General features: G+C 72.0%; 12 protein-coding genes. 8 read left to right on the top strand and 4 right to left on the bottom strand.

Annotation, left to right across the window (positions count from 1 at the left end; all coding sequences use genetic code 11):
* Nucleotides 1–53 precede the first annotated feature (53 nt).
* From ACFXDE_RS09615 to helR, 3 genes are all read right to left on the bottom strand, one after another.
* The gene (locus tag ACFXDE_RS09615; RefSeq protein WP_380492679.1) at nt 54–311 is read right to left on the bottom strand and encodes a hypothetical protein; all 258 of its coding nucleotides are present in this window, start codon (nt 309–311) and stop codon (nt 54–56) included.
* A 49-nt stretch (nt 312–360) separates the two neighbouring features.
* Nucleotides 361–1,026, bottom strand: a complete 666-nt coding sequence (locus ACFXDE_RS09610) for a nitroreductase (protein WP_380492558.1) — start codon at nt 1,024–1,026, stop codon at nt 361–363.
* 174 nt (nt 1,027–1,200) lie between these two features.
* Complete coding sequence (gene helR, locus ACFXDE_RS09605; protein WP_380492556.1) at nt 1,201–3,408, bottom strand: RNA polymerase recycling motor ATPase HelR; 2,208 nt, start codon at nt 3,406–3,408, stop codon at nt 1,201–1,203.
* Between the two features lie 154 nt (nt 3,409–3,562).
* Between helR and ACFXDE_RS09600 the strand changes: the two genes are divergently transcribed.
* Genes ACFXDE_RS09600 through ACFXDE_RS09590 form a run of 3 tightly spaced genes read left to right on the top strand, consistent with a single transcriptional unit; the run spans nt 3,563 to nt 5,598 of the window.
* Nucleotides 3,563–4,597 (top strand): ABC transporter ATP-binding protein, encoded by a 1,035-nt coding sequence (locus ACFXDE_RS09600; protein ID WP_380492554.1) that lies wholly within the window; start codon nt 3,563–3,565, stop codon nt 4,595–4,597.
* Nucleotides 4,594–5,409, top strand: a complete 816-nt coding sequence (locus ACFXDE_RS09595; protein ID WP_380492552.1) for an ABC transporter permease — start codon at nt 4,594–4,596, stop codon at nt 5,407–5,409. The genes ACFXDE_RS09600 and ACFXDE_RS09595 overlap by 4 nt, the downstream gene beginning before the upstream one ends.
* Before the next feature lie 12 nt (nt 5,410–5,421).
* Nucleotides 5,422–5,598 carry a hypothetical protein gene (locus ACFXDE_RS09590; RefSeq protein WP_380492550.1) on the top strand — a complete coding sequence of 59 codons (177 nt, stop codon included), beginning with the start codon at nt 5,422–5,424 and terminating at the stop codon, nt 5,596–5,598.
* A gap of 204 nt (nt 5,599–5,802) precedes the next feature.
* Here the strand turns inward: ACFXDE_RS09590 and ACFXDE_RS09585 are convergent, their stop codons facing one another.
* On the bottom strand, nt 5,803–6,336 hold the full coding sequence (locus tag ACFXDE_RS09585) for an RICIN domain-containing protein (RefSeq protein WP_380445418.1): 534 nt from the start codon (nt 6,334–6,336) through the stop codon (nt 5,803–5,805).
* A 444-nt stretch (nt 6,337–6,780) separates the two neighbouring features.
* Here ACFXDE_RS09585 and ACFXDE_RS09580 point away from each other — a divergent pair, with 444 nt between their 5' ends.
* The 5 genes from ACFXDE_RS09580 to ACFXDE_RS09560 all read left to right on the top strand — a co-directional run bounded on the left by ACFXDE_RS09580 (nt 6,781) and on the right by ACFXDE_RS09560 (nt 14,688).
* On the top strand, nt 6,781–9,414 hold the full coding sequence (locus ACFXDE_RS09580) for a hypothetical protein (RefSeq protein ID WP_380492548.1): 2,634 nt from the start codon (nt 6,781–6,783) through the stop codon (nt 9,412–9,414).
* A 94-nt stretch (nt 9,415–9,508) separates the two neighbouring features.
* The gene (locus ACFXDE_RS09575) at nt 9,509–9,997 is read left to right on the top strand and encodes a hypothetical protein (RefSeq protein ID WP_380492546.1); all 489 of its coding nucleotides are present in this window, start codon (nt 9,509–9,511) and stop codon (nt 9,995–9,997) included.
* 356 nt (nt 9,998–10,353) lie between these two features.
* Nucleotides 10,354–13,080, top strand: coding sequence for a glycosyl hydrolase (locus ACFXDE_RS09570; RefSeq protein ID WP_380492544.1), 2,727 nt, complete (start codon nt 10,354–10,356; stop codon nt 13,078–13,080).
* 565 nt (nt 13,081–13,645) lie between these two features.
* Complete coding sequence (locus ACFXDE_RS09565) at nt 13,646–14,008, top strand: ArsR/SmtB family transcription factor (RefSeq protein WP_380492542.1); 363 nt, start codon at nt 13,646–13,648, stop codon at nt 14,006–14,008.
* Nucleotides 14,005–14,688 (top strand): cation transporter, encoded by a 684-nt coding sequence (locus ACFXDE_RS09560; RefSeq protein WP_380492540.1) that lies wholly within the window; start codon nt 14,005–14,007, stop codon nt 14,686–14,688. Before ACFXDE_RS09565 ends, ACFXDE_RS09560 begins: the two co-directional genes overlap by 4 nt.
* The last annotated feature ends 30 nt before the right edge of the window (nt 14,689–14,718 follow it).

Here is a 14,718-nt window from a genome sequence, read left to right as displayed (position 1 = left end):
ACCCCGGCTGGGCGCGACTCCCCGGAGCCGACCCGGAGCGGCCCCGGAGCGGTTCACAGGCCGGTCTGGAGCTTCTCGATCCGCTCGAAGAAGAACTCGTGCTTGAGGAAGGAGACGTCGTACTCGTGGCCCGGGTAGGGCGGGACGAGTTGGGCGGCCTGGATCAGCCGCCAGCCGTCCTTGAGCGCATCGAGTCCGGTGCCGTAGGGCGGCTCCGCGCCGTCTCCCGTGGTCGGGGAGGTGCGGCCGGTGCCGTCGTACCGCGACCAGCCGACCACCTCCGAGTCCAAGGCGGAGGTGAGCAGGTACATCACCAGCAAACCCTCAGGGCCTGTCCTGTCGATCTCGGCCGTCCAGCGGTCACACTCCGATGAAGCTCACCGTTTCCGTCATGTCCGCCCGCCCGGTGCGCAGTTGCGGCACGCCCTCCTTCTCGAACCCCACTGAGACGCCGCAGAACAGCACGAGTCCGTCATCGGCTCCGACTGCCTGGCCGACAGTCTCCCGGTACACCGTCCACATCACTTGGGGGCAGCTGTGCAGCCCCTCGGCCCTCAACAACAGCATGACCGTCTGCAGGTACATCCCCGCGTCAGCCCACTGTCCGGGCCCCATCGTCCGGTCGAGGTAGCAGAACAGGACAGCCGGCGCCCCGAACGCCTCCGAGTTCAAGGTGGCGATCTTCCTGGGCCGGTCCGGGTCGTCGCGCTCGATCCCCAGCGCTTCGTACCGCTGGGCGGCGGCAGCAGCAAAGCGGTCCAGATACGGCGAGGCCAGCCCGTCCGGGTACATCGGGTACTCACGCTCGTCGCCGGGGTCCCCCACCAGTGCCCTGGCTGTCGCGGCCCGCTTGAGTTCCGCCAAGGGTTCGCCGGTCACGACGTACAGATGCCACGGCTGGAGGTTCCCGCTGGACGGAGCCCGCGTCGCTGCGGTCAGCACTCGTTCGAGTACCTCCATGGGCACGGGCTCATCGCTGAACGCCCGCACGGCCCGGCGACTGTCCACGGCCTCATACACATCCACGTCCTCGCGTCCTCTCGTTCAACCAAGCCCCTCCACCGTATTCAGCGGTCGGTACCGAGCATCGCCGGGGGTTGGGAGACGTCCCGACGATCAGTCCAGTCGTTGATAGGACTGTCGGAGACAGAGGTGACTTGACGGATGCTCAGTAGGAGCGGCCGGAGCCGCTTCTGCCGGTTACAGGCGGCTCGTGAGCACCACCAGTCGCTGCGTGGCCCGCGTCATCGCGACGTAGCGGTCGACGGCGCCCTCGATCCCTTCCCCGAAGGCCTCCGGGTCGACGAGGACGACCAGGTCGAACTCCAGCCCCTTCGACAGCTCCGGCGTCAACGACCGCACCCGCGGCCGCTCCTCGAACGAGGGATCCCCGATGACGCACGCGACGCCCTCGGCGTGCTCGGCCAGCCAGCCGTCCAGGACGGACTCCAGCTCCCCGACTCCCCCGTGCGTGACGGGAATCCCGCTGCTGCGGATGGACGTCGGCACGTTGGCGTCCGGCAGCACTGCCCGGATCACCGGCTCGGCCTCGGTCATGACCTCCTCCGGCGTCCGGTAGTTGACGCCGAGCGAGGCCACCTCGATTCGGTCGAGCCCGGCGCGCTCCAGCCGCTCGCGCCACGGCTCGGTGAAGCCGTGCCGGGCCTGGGCGCGGTCGCCGACGATGGTGAAGCTGCGGGACGGGCAGCGCAGGAGCAGCATCTGCCACTCGGCGTCGGTGAGTTCCTGCGCCTCGTCGACGACGATGTGGGCGAACGGGCCGGCGTAGGGCTCCGGGTCGGCGACGGGCCCGGCGGCGTCGACGTCGACGAGGCTGTCGCGCAGGTCCTGCCCGCGCAGCATGGTGACGGCGCCCTCGCCGTCCTCGTCGGCTTCGAGGATGTGGTCGATGACGTCGGCCATGCGCGCGCGTTCGGCGGCGAGCGCGGCCTCGTGACGGCGCCGGCGGCCGGCGGCCTCGCGGTCGCCGAGGCGCCGGCGGGCGGCGTCGAGGAGCGGCAGGTCGGAGACCGTCCAGGCCTGGGCGTCGGCGCGCTGGAGCTTCCTGACGTCCTCCGGGGCGAGCCAGGGCGCGCAGAGGCGCAGGTAGGCGGGGACCGTCCAGAGGTCGCCGACGAGGTCGGTGGCGTCGAGCATGGGCCACGCCCGGTTGAGGGTGGTGACCAGGTCCTTGTTCTGGCGCAGCGAGCGGCGGAACATCGCCGGGGAGAAGCCGCCGTCGCCCTCGTCGTCGTCCGTGGCATCCATCTTGTCGAGGAGGATCGTGACGAGCTCCTCCCAGATCTGCTCGCGCGCCTCGTTGTGCGGGGTGCCGGGCTCGGGCGCCGCGAAGGCCTCGGCCCAGTCCGCGGCGCTCAGCCAGAGGTCGTCCCAGTAGGTCTCGACGGTCATGCCCTCGGCGGGCGGCTCCTCGTAGATCGCGACGGCCTTCTCGACGGCCTTGACCAGGTCCGCCGAGGACTTGAGGCGGGCGACCTCCGGGTCCGGCTCGGTCCCGGCCGAGGCGCCCTCGGGCACGAGGTCGCGCAGGGTGCACGTCCGCACGCCCTCCTCCCCGAGGCTGGGGAGCACGTCGGAGACGTACGCCAGGTACGGCTGGTGCGGGCCGACGAAGAGCACGCCGCCGCGCCGGTGCCCGAGGCGCGGGTCCGAGTACAGCAGGTAGGCGGAGCGGTGCAGGGCGACGACGGTCTTGCCGGTGCCCGGGCCGCCGTCGACGACGAGGGCACCGCGCGAGCCGGCGCGGATGATGGCGTCCTGGTCGGCCTGGATGGTGGCGAGCACGTCGCGCATGCGCTCCGAACGGTTGCTGCCGAGGCTCGCGATGAACGCGGACTGGTCGTCGAGCGCGGCGCGCCCTTCGAGGCCGTCCGCGGTGAACACCTCGTCCCAGTAGTCGGCGATCCGCCCGCGCGTCCAGCGGTAGCGGCGACGGCTGGCCAGGCCCATCGGGTTGGCGTGGGTGGCGGCGAAGAACGGTTCGGCGGCCGGGGCGCGCCAGTCGAGCAGCAGGCGGCGGCCGGTGCTGTCGGTCAGGCCGAGGCGCCCGATGTACACGGGCTCGCCGTCGTCGGCACCGACGACGTGCCCGAGGCACAGGTCCGCGCCGAAGCGGCGCAGGGCGCGGAGCCGGCCGGTGAGCCGGTGCACCTCGGTGTCCCGGTCCAGCGCGCCCCGGCCGAGGCCGCCCGGCGCGCGGCGCACCGCTTCCAGGCCCTCGGAGAGTTCGGCGATCGTCTGTTCCAGGCTCTCCGCGATGGCGGCGAAGTGCGCCTCGTCGCGGGCGATCAGGGCCGGGTCGGCCTTGGCGGCGAGACGCTCGGGAAGGTCGAAAACGCCGCTGGACAGGGGGTAGGTGGCATCGGTGGAGGACAAACGCGCACGCACTTCGTGAATCTCCCGTTTCCGCAGTTCTCGGCGTTGAGGCGGTAAGTCTGCGGGAGGAGGGGGGCCTTGCCGCAAGGCCCCCCTTGCGCTATACGTTGAGAGTGGCAAGAGGTGGGTGTTCGTGCCCGCCTGCCCGTAACCGCTTTGGTTGAGCATGGGTACTTCGACCGGCACCGGCGATCCCGTCATCACCGTCTCCGGCCTCCGCATGCGCTACGACTCCTTCGAAGCCGTGCGCGGCATCGATCTGGAGGTCCGACGCGGCGAGGTGTTCGCGTTCCTCGGCCCGAACGGCGCCGGGAAGACCACGACCGTCGAGATCCTCGAAGGCTACCGCCGCCGCACCGCCGGCGAGGTGACCGTCCTCGGCGAGGACCCGGCGCACGCCGGGCCGCCGTGGCGGGCCCGGATCGGCGTCGTCCTCCAGGAGTCGCGCCCCGAGCGGGACCTCACCGTCGCCGAGTGCCTCCGGCTCTACGCCGGCTACTACCCGTCACCGCGCGGGATCGACGAGACGATGGAGCTGGTCGGCCTCGCCGACCAGGCCGACGCCACCGCGACCCGCCTCTCCGGCGGGCAGCGACGCCGCCTGGACGTGGCGCTCTCGCTCATCGGCGACCCCGAACTCCTGTTCCTGGACGAGCCCACCACCGGCTTCGACCCCTCCGCCCGGCGGGCCGCCTGGGACATGATCGCCGGACTCCGCTCACTGGGCGTGACGGTCTTCCTGACCACCCACTTCATGGACGAGGCCGAGCACCTCGCCGACCACGTCATGGTGATCTCCGAGGGCCGGATCGTCGCCGCGGGCCCGCCCGGCACCCTCGGCGGACGCCAGCGGGCCGCCGCCGAGATCACCTTCACCCTGCCGCCGGGGACCTCCGCGGCCGCGCTGCCCGGCGCCGTACGGGACGCCGTCGTGCACGGCGCCGGGCACGACGCCGTGACCGCCCACGCGGACGGCACCGGCGGCTCCGACCACATGGTGTTGCGCTCCACCCGTCCGCTCGCCGTCCTCGGACCGCTGATCGCCTGGGCCGAGGCCGACGGCCACGACCTGCCCGACCTGGAGGTCCGCCGCCCGAGCCTCGAAGACGTCTACCTGGCGCTCACCGAACGCGGGACGGACGCACCGCCCGTCGAACCCCCGGACTCCCCGGATGCGCCACGGCATACGGAGGCCGCATGATGACCGCCGCCCACGCCCGCAGCTCGGCGCGCGACGTCTTACGCCTCGCCCTGCACCAATTCCCTTACGACCTGCGTGCGTTCCTCCGCAACCCGCAGTCGCGGTTCTTCACGCTCGCGCTCCCGGTGCTCTTCCTGATCATCTTCGCCTCGGTGTTCGGCCGCCAGAACAACACCGTCAAGGTCTCCGGCGGCACCATCGACACCTCGGTCTACTACGTCCCGGGCATCATCACCCTCGGGATCATCGCCGCGTCCTTCGTCAACCTGGTCATCTCGGTGACCGCCCAGCGCGAGTCCGGCGTCCTCAAACGCCGCCGCGCCACCCCCGTCCCCGCCGCCGCCGTCATCGCCGGCCGGACGCTCACCGCCATCGTCGTGTCGATCGGCATCACCGTCCTGCTGCTGGTCATCGGCTGGGCCGCGTACGGCGCCCACGTGCCCGCCCGGACCGCACCCGCCCTCGCGGTGGCCGTCATCGTCGGCACCGTCTCGTTCTGCTGCCTCGGCTACGCGCTGACGTCCGTCATCCGCAACGAGGACGCCGCCCAGCCCATCACCCAGGCCATCATGCTGCCGCTGTATTTCATCTCCGGCGTCTTCATCGCGACCTCGATCCTCCCCCACTGGCTGACCGTCGTCGGCGACGTCTTCCCCGTCCACCACCTCGTCGAGGCGCTGCTCACCGCCTACAACCCGCACACCACGGGCGCGGGCTTCGCCGGCACCGACCTGCTGATCGTCGCCGCATGGGGAGCCGCCGGCCTCGTCGTGGCACTGCGCCGCTTCAGCTGGCTGCCGCGCGGCACGTGAGGAGCACCACCCATGCCGACCGAAACCCAGACGCGGAGGGGCCGTTGCCCCACCCACGGAACGGTCGAGGCCACCAGGGACCTACCGAGGATCACCTTCCCGTGGGTCGTCAACTGGATCCGCCGCACCCTGGCCGAACGCCACCCGTTCCGCTGCCCCGAATGCGGCGCCCCCGTCCAGGTGCCATAGCCGTCGCCGTACGTGACTGTGCCCCGGCCACTCGAACCCGTTGTCACAGTGCCCACTAACTCGCTCTGACGTGGCACAACTCCTGCTCTGACGTGGCACAACTCCTGGAAGACCACCCGCGTCTGCTGACGCTCCGCCGGCAGCCTGCCGACGGCCCGCCGGTCCGGTACCGGCGGGCCGTCGGCACGTGCCGGATCGGGCGGGTCAGGAGATCCGCCAGAGCTGGTTCACCTGGCCCGGGCCGTAGCAGTCCCACAGCTGGGTCTTGCCGTGGTTGTAGTAGATCTCCTCGTAGGCGCCGTCCAGACAGCGGCCGTTGGTCTGGACGGTCAGGTTGTAGACGAGGGGGTCGTTGGTCGCCCGGGTGAACTTCCACAGCTGGTTGCTCTGTCCCACGCCGTAGCAGTCCCAGAGCTGCATCTTGGTCCCGTTGCCGCCGATGTCCTGCCAGGCCGCGTCGAGGCACCGGCCGCTCTCCGCGTTGACCAGCTCGTAGTAGGCGCCCTGCGGACTGTCCATCCAGACCATGGTCCAGCGCTGGTAGGCGCTGTTGGGGTCGCAGTCCACCAGGAAGACGCCGATCCCGTTCCCGGTGCCGCTGGGGTCCAGACAGCGGCCGTTGAACACGTTCTTGAGCAGCACGCCGCTCGACAAGGCATGGGCGGACGGCGCGGCAGCCACGAGCGTGGCCGTGGCGAACGCCGCGGTGGCGACCGCAGTGGTGAGTACCTTCCTCATCGTTCCTCCTGCTCCTCGTTCCTCGCTCTCCGGACCGGCCCCGTGACCGGTCGCTCCCAGCGTCGGCGGACCGGATTGCCGCCGGATCGGCGTTCGATTGCCGCCCTGGCGGGAACGCGGGAAGGCGGGCAGACGGGAGCCGACCTGTCCGTCCGTCACCCGGGAGACGACCCCGCGCCTCACCAGCGCCGCGATCGGCCGCGCAACACAGTGGCGACCGGAAGGGCGCGGACAGGGCGGGCAAACCGTGATCCGCGTCACGCCCACGCGGTCCGATTTCCCTGTGTGCACGGAATGCCGCAGGCCGGTCCACCTGCGGTTTCCTGCGCAGGCCACGGCGGTTCATTCACTGAATAACGGTTCCTGCAACAAGTCTGGGAAAAGCCTGAGCGGTTGCTGAGAATGGCGCGTCCCCACGCACCTCCTCCTCCCCGGGAGCCGCGCATGCCCTCATTGCGTACCCGCTGGAGCAGACGGCGAATAGCCATCGCCACTGCCCTGCCCGTCCTGCTCATCGCCGCCACCGCGGCGAGCGGCCTGGACCTCGACCGCTACCTCGACTTCGACCACGACCGGGCCGCCGCCTGCGGCGCGGCGCACGATCCGGACGCCGACCGGGACGCCGACCGGGACGCGGACAAGGACACCGGCAAGGACGCCGACGCCGATCCGGACGCCCGGCCCGGCCACTGCGGCATGGCCGGTGAGAGCGCCGACATCCTCGCCGCCTCCGCCCAGGCGAACGTCGCCCGTACCGCGCCCGGCACCTCGGTGAGCTCCGAGGCCGTGACCGCCGCCGCGAAGGACGCCGCCGCCATGCCGGTGACCGGTGCCGCCGTGGCCTGGCAGCAGAAGAACGACCTGCCGTACCAGTCGCAGAACTCCGCCTACGCGCAGGGCCCTTGGTGGGCCGGTCACGACGTGGTCTCCGGGCGCGCGACCGCGCTGGCCGCCGACGGCGCCACGGTCTACCTCGGCACCGCCGGCGGCGGCGTCTGGAAGACCACCGACCAGGGCCAGACCTGGACCCCGCTGTTCGACGACCAGCCGAGCCTCGCCATCGGCGCGGTGGCCGTCAACCCGGCCGACCACTCGGTGTGGGTCGGCACCGGCGAGGGCAACTCCAACTCGGACGGCGTCGGCGGCACCGGCCTGTACCGCTCCACCGACGGCGGACAGACCTGGACCCAGGCCGGCACCGGGCTCACCAACAGCCTCGTGACGCACATCGAGTTCGCCGGCAGCAAGGTCTACGCCGCCACCAACCAGGGCCTCATCCGCCACGACGCCGCCACCACGGACGGCGCCTGGGAGACGGTCCTCAAGCCGGACCCGAACCCCGGCAACTCGCCCTACCGCACCTCCTGGATCACCGACGTCCGCGTGCAGCCGAACAGCAACGGCCAGAGCCTGGTCGCCGTCCTCGGCTGGCGCGGCGGCACCAAGGCCGACGACCTCGGCTACAACGGCGTCTACTACTCCACCGCGAACGGCGACTCCGGCACCTGGAACAAGGCCACCGTCTCGGGCGACCTGACCCAGGCGCAGGTCGGCCGCACCACCCTCGGCTTCACCTCCGACGGCGGCAAGCTCTTCGCCGTCGTCGAGGACCCGACCACGGTGGCGCTGGCGGGTGTCTACGTGTCCGGCACCGGTGACCCGAACGGCCCGTGGACCAGGCTCGCGGACGGCGCCGCGCTCAAGAACGCGGGCGCCACCGCCGGAACCGTCGGCGGCCAGGCGTGGTACGACCAGTACCTCGTCGTCGACCCGGCGGACGACACCCACCTGTACGTCGGCCTGGAGGACCTCTACGAGACCTCCGACTCCGGCTCCACCTGGACGGCCATCGGCCCGTACTGGTGGAACAACACCTACAGCTGCTTCAGCTACGACCCGAGCCAGTTCAGCTGCCCCAACACCACCCACCCCGACCACCACGCCGCCGTCGTCGCCCCCGACGGGACCACGTACTTCGGCAGCGACGGCGGCGTCTGGTCCCGGCCCTCCGCCACCCGCGCCCAGGTCGGCGGCTTCAACGACCTCAACGCGGGCCTGCGCACCCTCCAGTACTACGGCGGCCAGACCGGGAAGAACACCGCCGGCACCGGCGACATCTTCTGGGGCGGCCTCCAGGACAACGGCTACTCGGTCTCCGTCCCGGGCGACCCGGCGATGTACGAGCCCAAGGGCGGCGACGGCTTCAACGTGATCGTCGCCCCGCAGGACGGCCGCTACAGCGTCGCCGAGTACACCAACCTGGCCCTCGCCAAGACGCTCGACGGCGGCCACACCTGGTACAACATCAGCCCCAACTGCACCAACTTCAAGCCGACGTCGACGACCACGCCGTGCGAGAAGGACGGCCGCTTCGTCGCCCCGTTCGGCGCGGACGTCGCCAACGTCCAGCACTGGGTGGCCGGCGGCCGCTACGTGTGGGACAACCAGGGCAAGGGCTGGTCCACCGCCTGCACCGGCGCGGCCTGCGACTGGCAGCCGGTCTTCGACCTCGGCGCCGGCAACGCCGCCACCGCCGTGACCGCCGACGGCGCCGTGACGTACGCCGGCTGGTGCGGCACCGGCAACGGCTGCAACCCCGGCGGCGGCTCGCCGTTCGTCTCCGGCATCGCCACCAACTACGGCGGCACCTGGCACCAGGTCCAGGCGCCCAACCTGCCCAACCGCGTGGTCACCGCGATCTCCGCCGACCAGGCCGACGCCGCGCACGTCGTCGCCGTCTACGGCTCCTACAGCCGGCACTGGATCGACGGCGCCGGCACCGGCCACGTCTTCGAGTCCCACGACGGTGGCGCCACCTGGACGGACATCAGCGGCAACCTGCCCGACGCACCGGTCAACGCCGTCAAGATCGCCCTGGGCTCGCTGATCGTCGGCACCGACAACGGCGTCCTCACCGCCTCGCCGACCGCCCCCTCCACCTGGTACCGGCTGGGCACCGGACTGCCCAACACCCCGGTCGGCGACCTCGCCGTCGCTCCGGACAGCTCGTACCTGCTCGTCTCCACCCACGGACGCGGCGCGTGGACCTGGACCCTGCCCCCGCAGCCCACGACGTGACCCACCCCGCTCCTCCGGCGCCCGGTGCCACGCGGCACCGGGCGCCCGCCCACCGCTCCACACCCGTCAGTACGCCAGTAAGGAGGATCCCGGCATGCGCAAGCGCCTGATCCTGGGAACCGCGGCCGGCCTCCTCGCCCTCGCCGCCGGTGCCACCACATTCGCGCTGCTCTCCGACGACGACCGCCCCGCCGCACACGGCCCCGCCTGGACCACACCCGCAGCCGCCGGCCGGCCGGCCACCGCTCCGGCGCCCGGTAGCGGCACGAGCACCGGCACACCGGTCGCAGCGCCGTCGGCCGGCCCCACCGAGACGCCCGCACCCAACGGCGCCCCTGTCGGAACACCGGGCCCGTCCCACCCCGTCGCAACCCCGACCTTCGCCCGGGGCGCCACCCGCAACCCGGCCAAGTCCTCTCCGGCACCCGCCGCCACCCCGAGCCACGACTCCGACAACCCGGTCGACGCCGAACCCGACCGCTTCGCCCCCGGCCCCGGGCCGACGAACCAGCCCGGCCCCACGGGTGCCGGCCAGCCGACGCCGGTCCCGGGCCGGACGCTTCCGTTCCCCGCCACCCGCTGAACGAACGGGACCGCGGCCCTCACTTCATCGAGGCCGCGGTCCCGTCGCACCACACGACCGACGACGACCGCTCCGGCCGCCGACGGGTCGTCCCGCCAACAACCGCTGACGCTCCGTTGAGCGCACTGCAGAGCTGCCGCTGACCGCTCCAACCCCGCCTTCCCGCCTCGGCTTCCCGCCCGGGCGCGGAAAGGCGGGGCTTTTCTGTTGTCCTTCAACTTTCTTAACTGATTTGGTTTTAAGCATTCGTTATGCCCACTCCCTTCACTCTGGCCCCGTGAGCCGCAAAGCTTCGGTCTGATTCCGCCGGGGCAGCGCGACCGCGCGACCCGGCCGCATGGGGAGGACCCACCATCGTGCCCAACAGGCAACGCCGACGGCTGCTGCTGCCCGCCGTCACGCTCACCGCGCTCGGACTGACCACCACCCAGGCCCTCGCCGCGCCCGGCACGTCCGACCCCCGCCCGCACCAGGCGCAGCACCTCGACGAGGTCGGCCAGAAGCACGCCGCGAAGGTCAAGGGCACCAGCCCCAGCACCGGCACCGCCAAGCACACCTTCTCCGCCAAGGCCGACACCCCGGGCGGGGGCGACGGCGGCGCGGACGAGGCCGAGAACTCCGCCGAGGGCACCGCGCAGTACACCGAGGCCCGCACCGCCCCCGGCGTCGTCGCACCGGGCGCGTACGGCGCGGCCTGGGCGCAGCTGAAGTCGATGCCGCACACCGACGGCTCGTGGAAGCACGTCACCGACAAGCCGTACAACGAGGACGACCCGCGCTACCGGGACGCCAACTCCAACTCCAGCGGCGGCGCCGGGTACACCACCGGCCGGATCACCGGCATCGCGGCCGACGACGACGGCTACGTCTACGCGGGCGGTGCCGACGGCGGGGTGTTCCGTTCCCGGACGGGCGGCGGACAGTGGGAGCCGATCGCGGACAAGCTGCCGTCGCTGTCGACGGGCACGCTGAACCTCGACGAGGGCGGCCGGCTCTGGTACGCCACCGGCGAGTCCAACACCGGCGCCACCTCCTACGTCGGCACCGGTGTGTACGTGCTGTCCGACCCCAAGCACGGCAAGTTCCAGCCCGGCAACCGGGTCGGCGGCGCCGAGCTGGAGTCCACCATCATCCACGCGCTGCGCTTCGGCGGCGACAAGGTGTGGGCGGCGACCAGCCGGGGTGTGTGGAGCCACTCCGCCACCGACCTCTCCGGCCCGTGGACGCAGGAGTTCGCGCCCAACCCCGAGTACCTGCCCGGGGGTTCGAAGGCGGCCGACCCGAGTGCGCCGTACAAGAACATCGCCAACGACATCGCGATCGACCCCAAGGACCCGTCCAAGGTGATCCTGGCCGTCGGCTGGCGCGGCGGCGACACCTACAACGGCTTCTACAGCAAGGCCGCGGACGGCAGTTGGCAGCGCGTCGCCTCCCTCGGCGACCTGCCCACCGACGCGGCGAACGTCGGCAACGTCACGTTCGCCCGTTCCGCGGACGGCTCGCGCTACTACGCCATCGACCAGTCCCCGGACGTCATGGCGCACAACCCCGACACCGGGCTCAAGGGCATCTACGTCTCCAAGTCCGGTTCGCCGTCCGGCCCGTGGAAGCTGATCGCGGACAAGGACAAGATCAAGAACTCGGGCTCCGCCCTCCAGGGCGCCGGCTACCAGCCGGGCATCCAGTCCTGGTACAACCAGTTCCTCCAGGTCGACCCGGCCAACCCGGACCACGTCTACGCGGGTCTGGAGGAGGTGCTGGAGACGAAGGACGGCGGCACCAGCTGGTCCGTTCCCGGCCCGTACTGGAACTTCACCTTCCCGTGCTGGAGCATCGACCCCACCAAGGTGACCGGCGACTGCTCGCCCACCACCCACTCCGACCAGCACGCCGTCGCCATCGGCACCTACCACGGCAAGGCGAGCGTGTACGTCGGCAACGACGGCGGCATCTACACCCGGCCGGTCAACGGCGCGGCCGACGCCTCCGGCCACGCCACGGACTGGAAGTCCCTGGCCGACGGCACCATCGACACCCTGCAGTACTACTCGGTCGGCGTCGGCAAGGACCCGGCGGACCGCACCGGCAAGGGCGTCATCGTCAGCGGCGGCCTCCAGGACAACGGCGAATCGATCCTGCGCGCCCACGACAAGGTGATGGGCTCCAACTTCGGCGGCGACGGTGCCGACACCCTGGTCGACCCGGCCAACGGCTGCAACATCGCCCAGGAGTACGTCTACCTCGACATGTGGGTCACCCAGAACTGCGCCGTCAACGACGGCTCCGGCAACGCCGACCCGAGCAAGGCCACGTCCTACGAGGTCGCCCCGCCCGACAAGGCCACCAGCTCCGCCCGCTTCATCGCCCCGCTCGCCGCCGACCCCAAGGACGTCAACACCTGGATCGCCGGCGGTCAGCACATCTGGGTGCAGCACAAGGGCTACGCGATCCGCAGCGGCAGCGAGTGGACCAGCGCCTACGACCTCGGCGCAGGGCACTTCGCCACCGCCGTCGCGACCGTCAACGGCACCGTGTACGCGGGCTGGTGCGGCCCCTGCAACAACCAGGGCTTCAGCCGCGGCATCGCGGTCGGCAAGACCGACGGCACCGGGTGGCACCAGCTCAACCTGCCGGTCGACGGCACCCTGCCCAACCGGTACATCTCCTCCTTCGCCGTCGACGAGAACGACGCGCAGCACGTGTTCGTCGCCATGAACGGCTTCTCGCGGACCTGGACCGAGGGCCCCGGCGCCGGCAACGGCCACCTCTTCGAGACCCACGACGGCGGCGCCACCTGGACCGACGTCTCGGCCAACCTGCCCGACGTCCCGGCCACCTCGGTCAAGCTCCTGCCGAACGGCGGGCTGGCGCTGGGCAGCGACCTCGCCGCCTTCTACCGCGCACCGGGCGAGACCAACTTCTCGGTGCTCGGCAAGAACCTGCCCACCACCTCGGTCCAGCAGCTCAAGACCGGCCCGGACGGCCGCCTCTACGCCGCCACCTTCGGCCGCGGCATCTGGTCGATCAACCCGACCGCGCTGTACGAGGACGACAACAGCCAGGGCGACGACAACCGGAACTGACCACGACACGCGCAACCACCGGTGCCCGGCCGCTCTCCCGAGCGCGCCGGGCACCGGCATAGTCGGAACCTCCCGACCCGCGCGCACGTCCGACCGCGGCCAGTACGAGACCGGAGACCACCGCCCGTGAAGAGAACCGCCGCCGTCCCGGCAGCCGCCCTGCTCCTCGCCCTCACCGCGACCGCCTGCGGATCCAGTGGTGCCGCCTCACCCGCCCGAAGCGCGGCCCCGGCCACTCAGCAGCCGGCCCCGGCAACGGGAAGCACCAGCGCTCCGCCCACTCTCGCCCCCGCCGAACCGACGCCGGCACCAGCGTCGCCCTCGACGGGTGCGGCAACGACCTCCCCACCACCCCCCAAGGGCAGCACCGCAGCCCCGACCCGAACGGCCTCGCAAGAGCCCGCGCCCGCAGGCAGCCACGCGTCCGTCACAACGGCGCCGAACCCCGCTCCCCCTCCGGCCCTGCCGCCGAACAACGGGGAGAACCCGGTCGACCTCCAGCACCGCCCCGGCGGCGGGCCCTCCCGCCCCACAGGCTGATCCGAGGTAGCGATAGCATCGCCGCATGGCGATGACATCACCACCATCCGCCGGGCGGGACGCGCTCGCACCGGCCGCGGCCCTGTTCCGCTCCCTCGGCGACCCGGCCCGCCTGGCGATCGTCCAACGGCTCACGGCCGGCGAAGCCCGGGTGGTCGATCTGGTCGAGCAGCTCGGCCTGGCCCAGTCCACCGTCTCCAAGCACCTGGCCTGCCTGCGCGACTGCGGCCTGGTCGACTCCCGTCCGGTCGGCCGGGCCTCGGTGTTCAGCCTGACCCAACCCTCCCTGATCGGCCTGCTCGCCGCGGCGGAGACCGTGCTGGCCGAGACCGGCGACGCCGTCGCGCTCTGCCCCGTCTACGGCGCCCGCGAGGAGGACGACCGGTGACCGCCGAGGCCGAGCCGGGCGCCTGCCGCTGCGGGCCCGGCTGCACGGACGCCTGCTGCCGCCCGCCGGTCGAGAAGAGCGCCGCCTGGCACGAGGCGGCGCGCAAGGCGAAGCTCCTGTCGTGGCTCTCCCTCGGCTACATGGCGGCCGAGGGCACCGTCGCACTCGTCGCGGCGGTCCTGGCCGGCTCGGTCGCCCTGCTCGGCTTCGGCCTCGACTCCGTCGTCGAAGGCCTGGCCTCCGTCATCGTCGTCTGGCGGTTCAGCGGCACCCGGACGTTGTCGGAGACCTCCGAGGCCCGCGCGCAGAAGGCCGTCGCGGTGACGTTCTTCCTCCTGGCCCCCTACATCGCCTACGACGCCATCACCACGCTGGCCGCCGGCGAGAAGCCGTCCACCAGCTGGCTCGGCATCGGCCTGTCCGTCACCTCCCTGATCGTCATGCCGCTGCTAGGCCGGGCCAAGCGCCGCCTCGGGACCATCCTCGACTCGGCCGCCACCAGCGGCGAAGGCACCCAGAACCTCCTGTGCGCCTGCCTCGCCGCCGCCGTCCTGGCCGGCCTGCTCGCCAACGCCCTGTTCGGCCTGTGGTGGCTCGACCCCGCGATCGGCCTGCTCGTCGCCGGCCTCGCCGTCCGCGAGGGCATCGACGCCTGGCGCGGCGAGGAGTGCGGCTGCTGACACCACCGCCGACGCCCGCCAGGCGGCTGG

The organism is Kitasatospora sp. NPDC059408 (genome assembly GCF_042751525.1).
Lineage (GTDB): Bacteria > Actinomycetota > Actinomycetes > Streptomycetales > Streptomycetaceae > Kitasatospora.
Note: the sequence above shows the minus strand (reverse complement) of the source record. Positions and strands in the feature narration are given on the sequence as shown.

Coding starts and splice junctions, on each gene's coding strand:
- ACFXDE_RS09595 (WP_380492552.1), top strand. CDS start 4,594: ATGATGACCGCCGCCCACGCCCGCAGCTCGGCGCGCGACGTCTTACGC.
- ACFXDE_RS09575 (WP_380492546.1), top strand. CDS start 9,509: ATGCGCAAGCGCCTGATCCTGGGAACCGCGGCCGGCCTCCTCGCCCTC.
- ACFXDE_RS09600 (WP_380492554.1), top strand. CDS start 3,563: ATGGGTACTTCGACCGGCACCGGCGATCCCGTCATCACCGTCTCCGGC.
- ACFXDE_RS09565 (WP_380492542.1), top strand. CDS start 13,646: ATGGCGATGACATCACCACCATCCGCCGGGCGGGACGCGCTCGCACCG.
- ACFXDE_RS09585 (WP_380445418.1), bottom strand. CDS start 6,336: ATGAGGAAGGTACTCACCACTGCGGTCGCCACCGCGGCGTTCGCCACG.
- ACFXDE_RS09590 (WP_380492550.1), top strand. CDS start 5,422: ATGCCGACCGAAACCCAGACGCGGAGGGGCCGTTGCCCCACCCACGGA.
- ACFXDE_RS09580 (WP_380492548.1), top strand. CDS start 6,781: ATGCCCTCATTGCGTACCCGCTGGAGCAGACGGCGAATAGCCATCGCC.
- ACFXDE_RS09615 (WP_380492679.1), bottom strand. CDS start 311: ATGTACCTGCTCACCTCCGCCTTGGACTCGGAGGTGGTCGGCTGGTCG.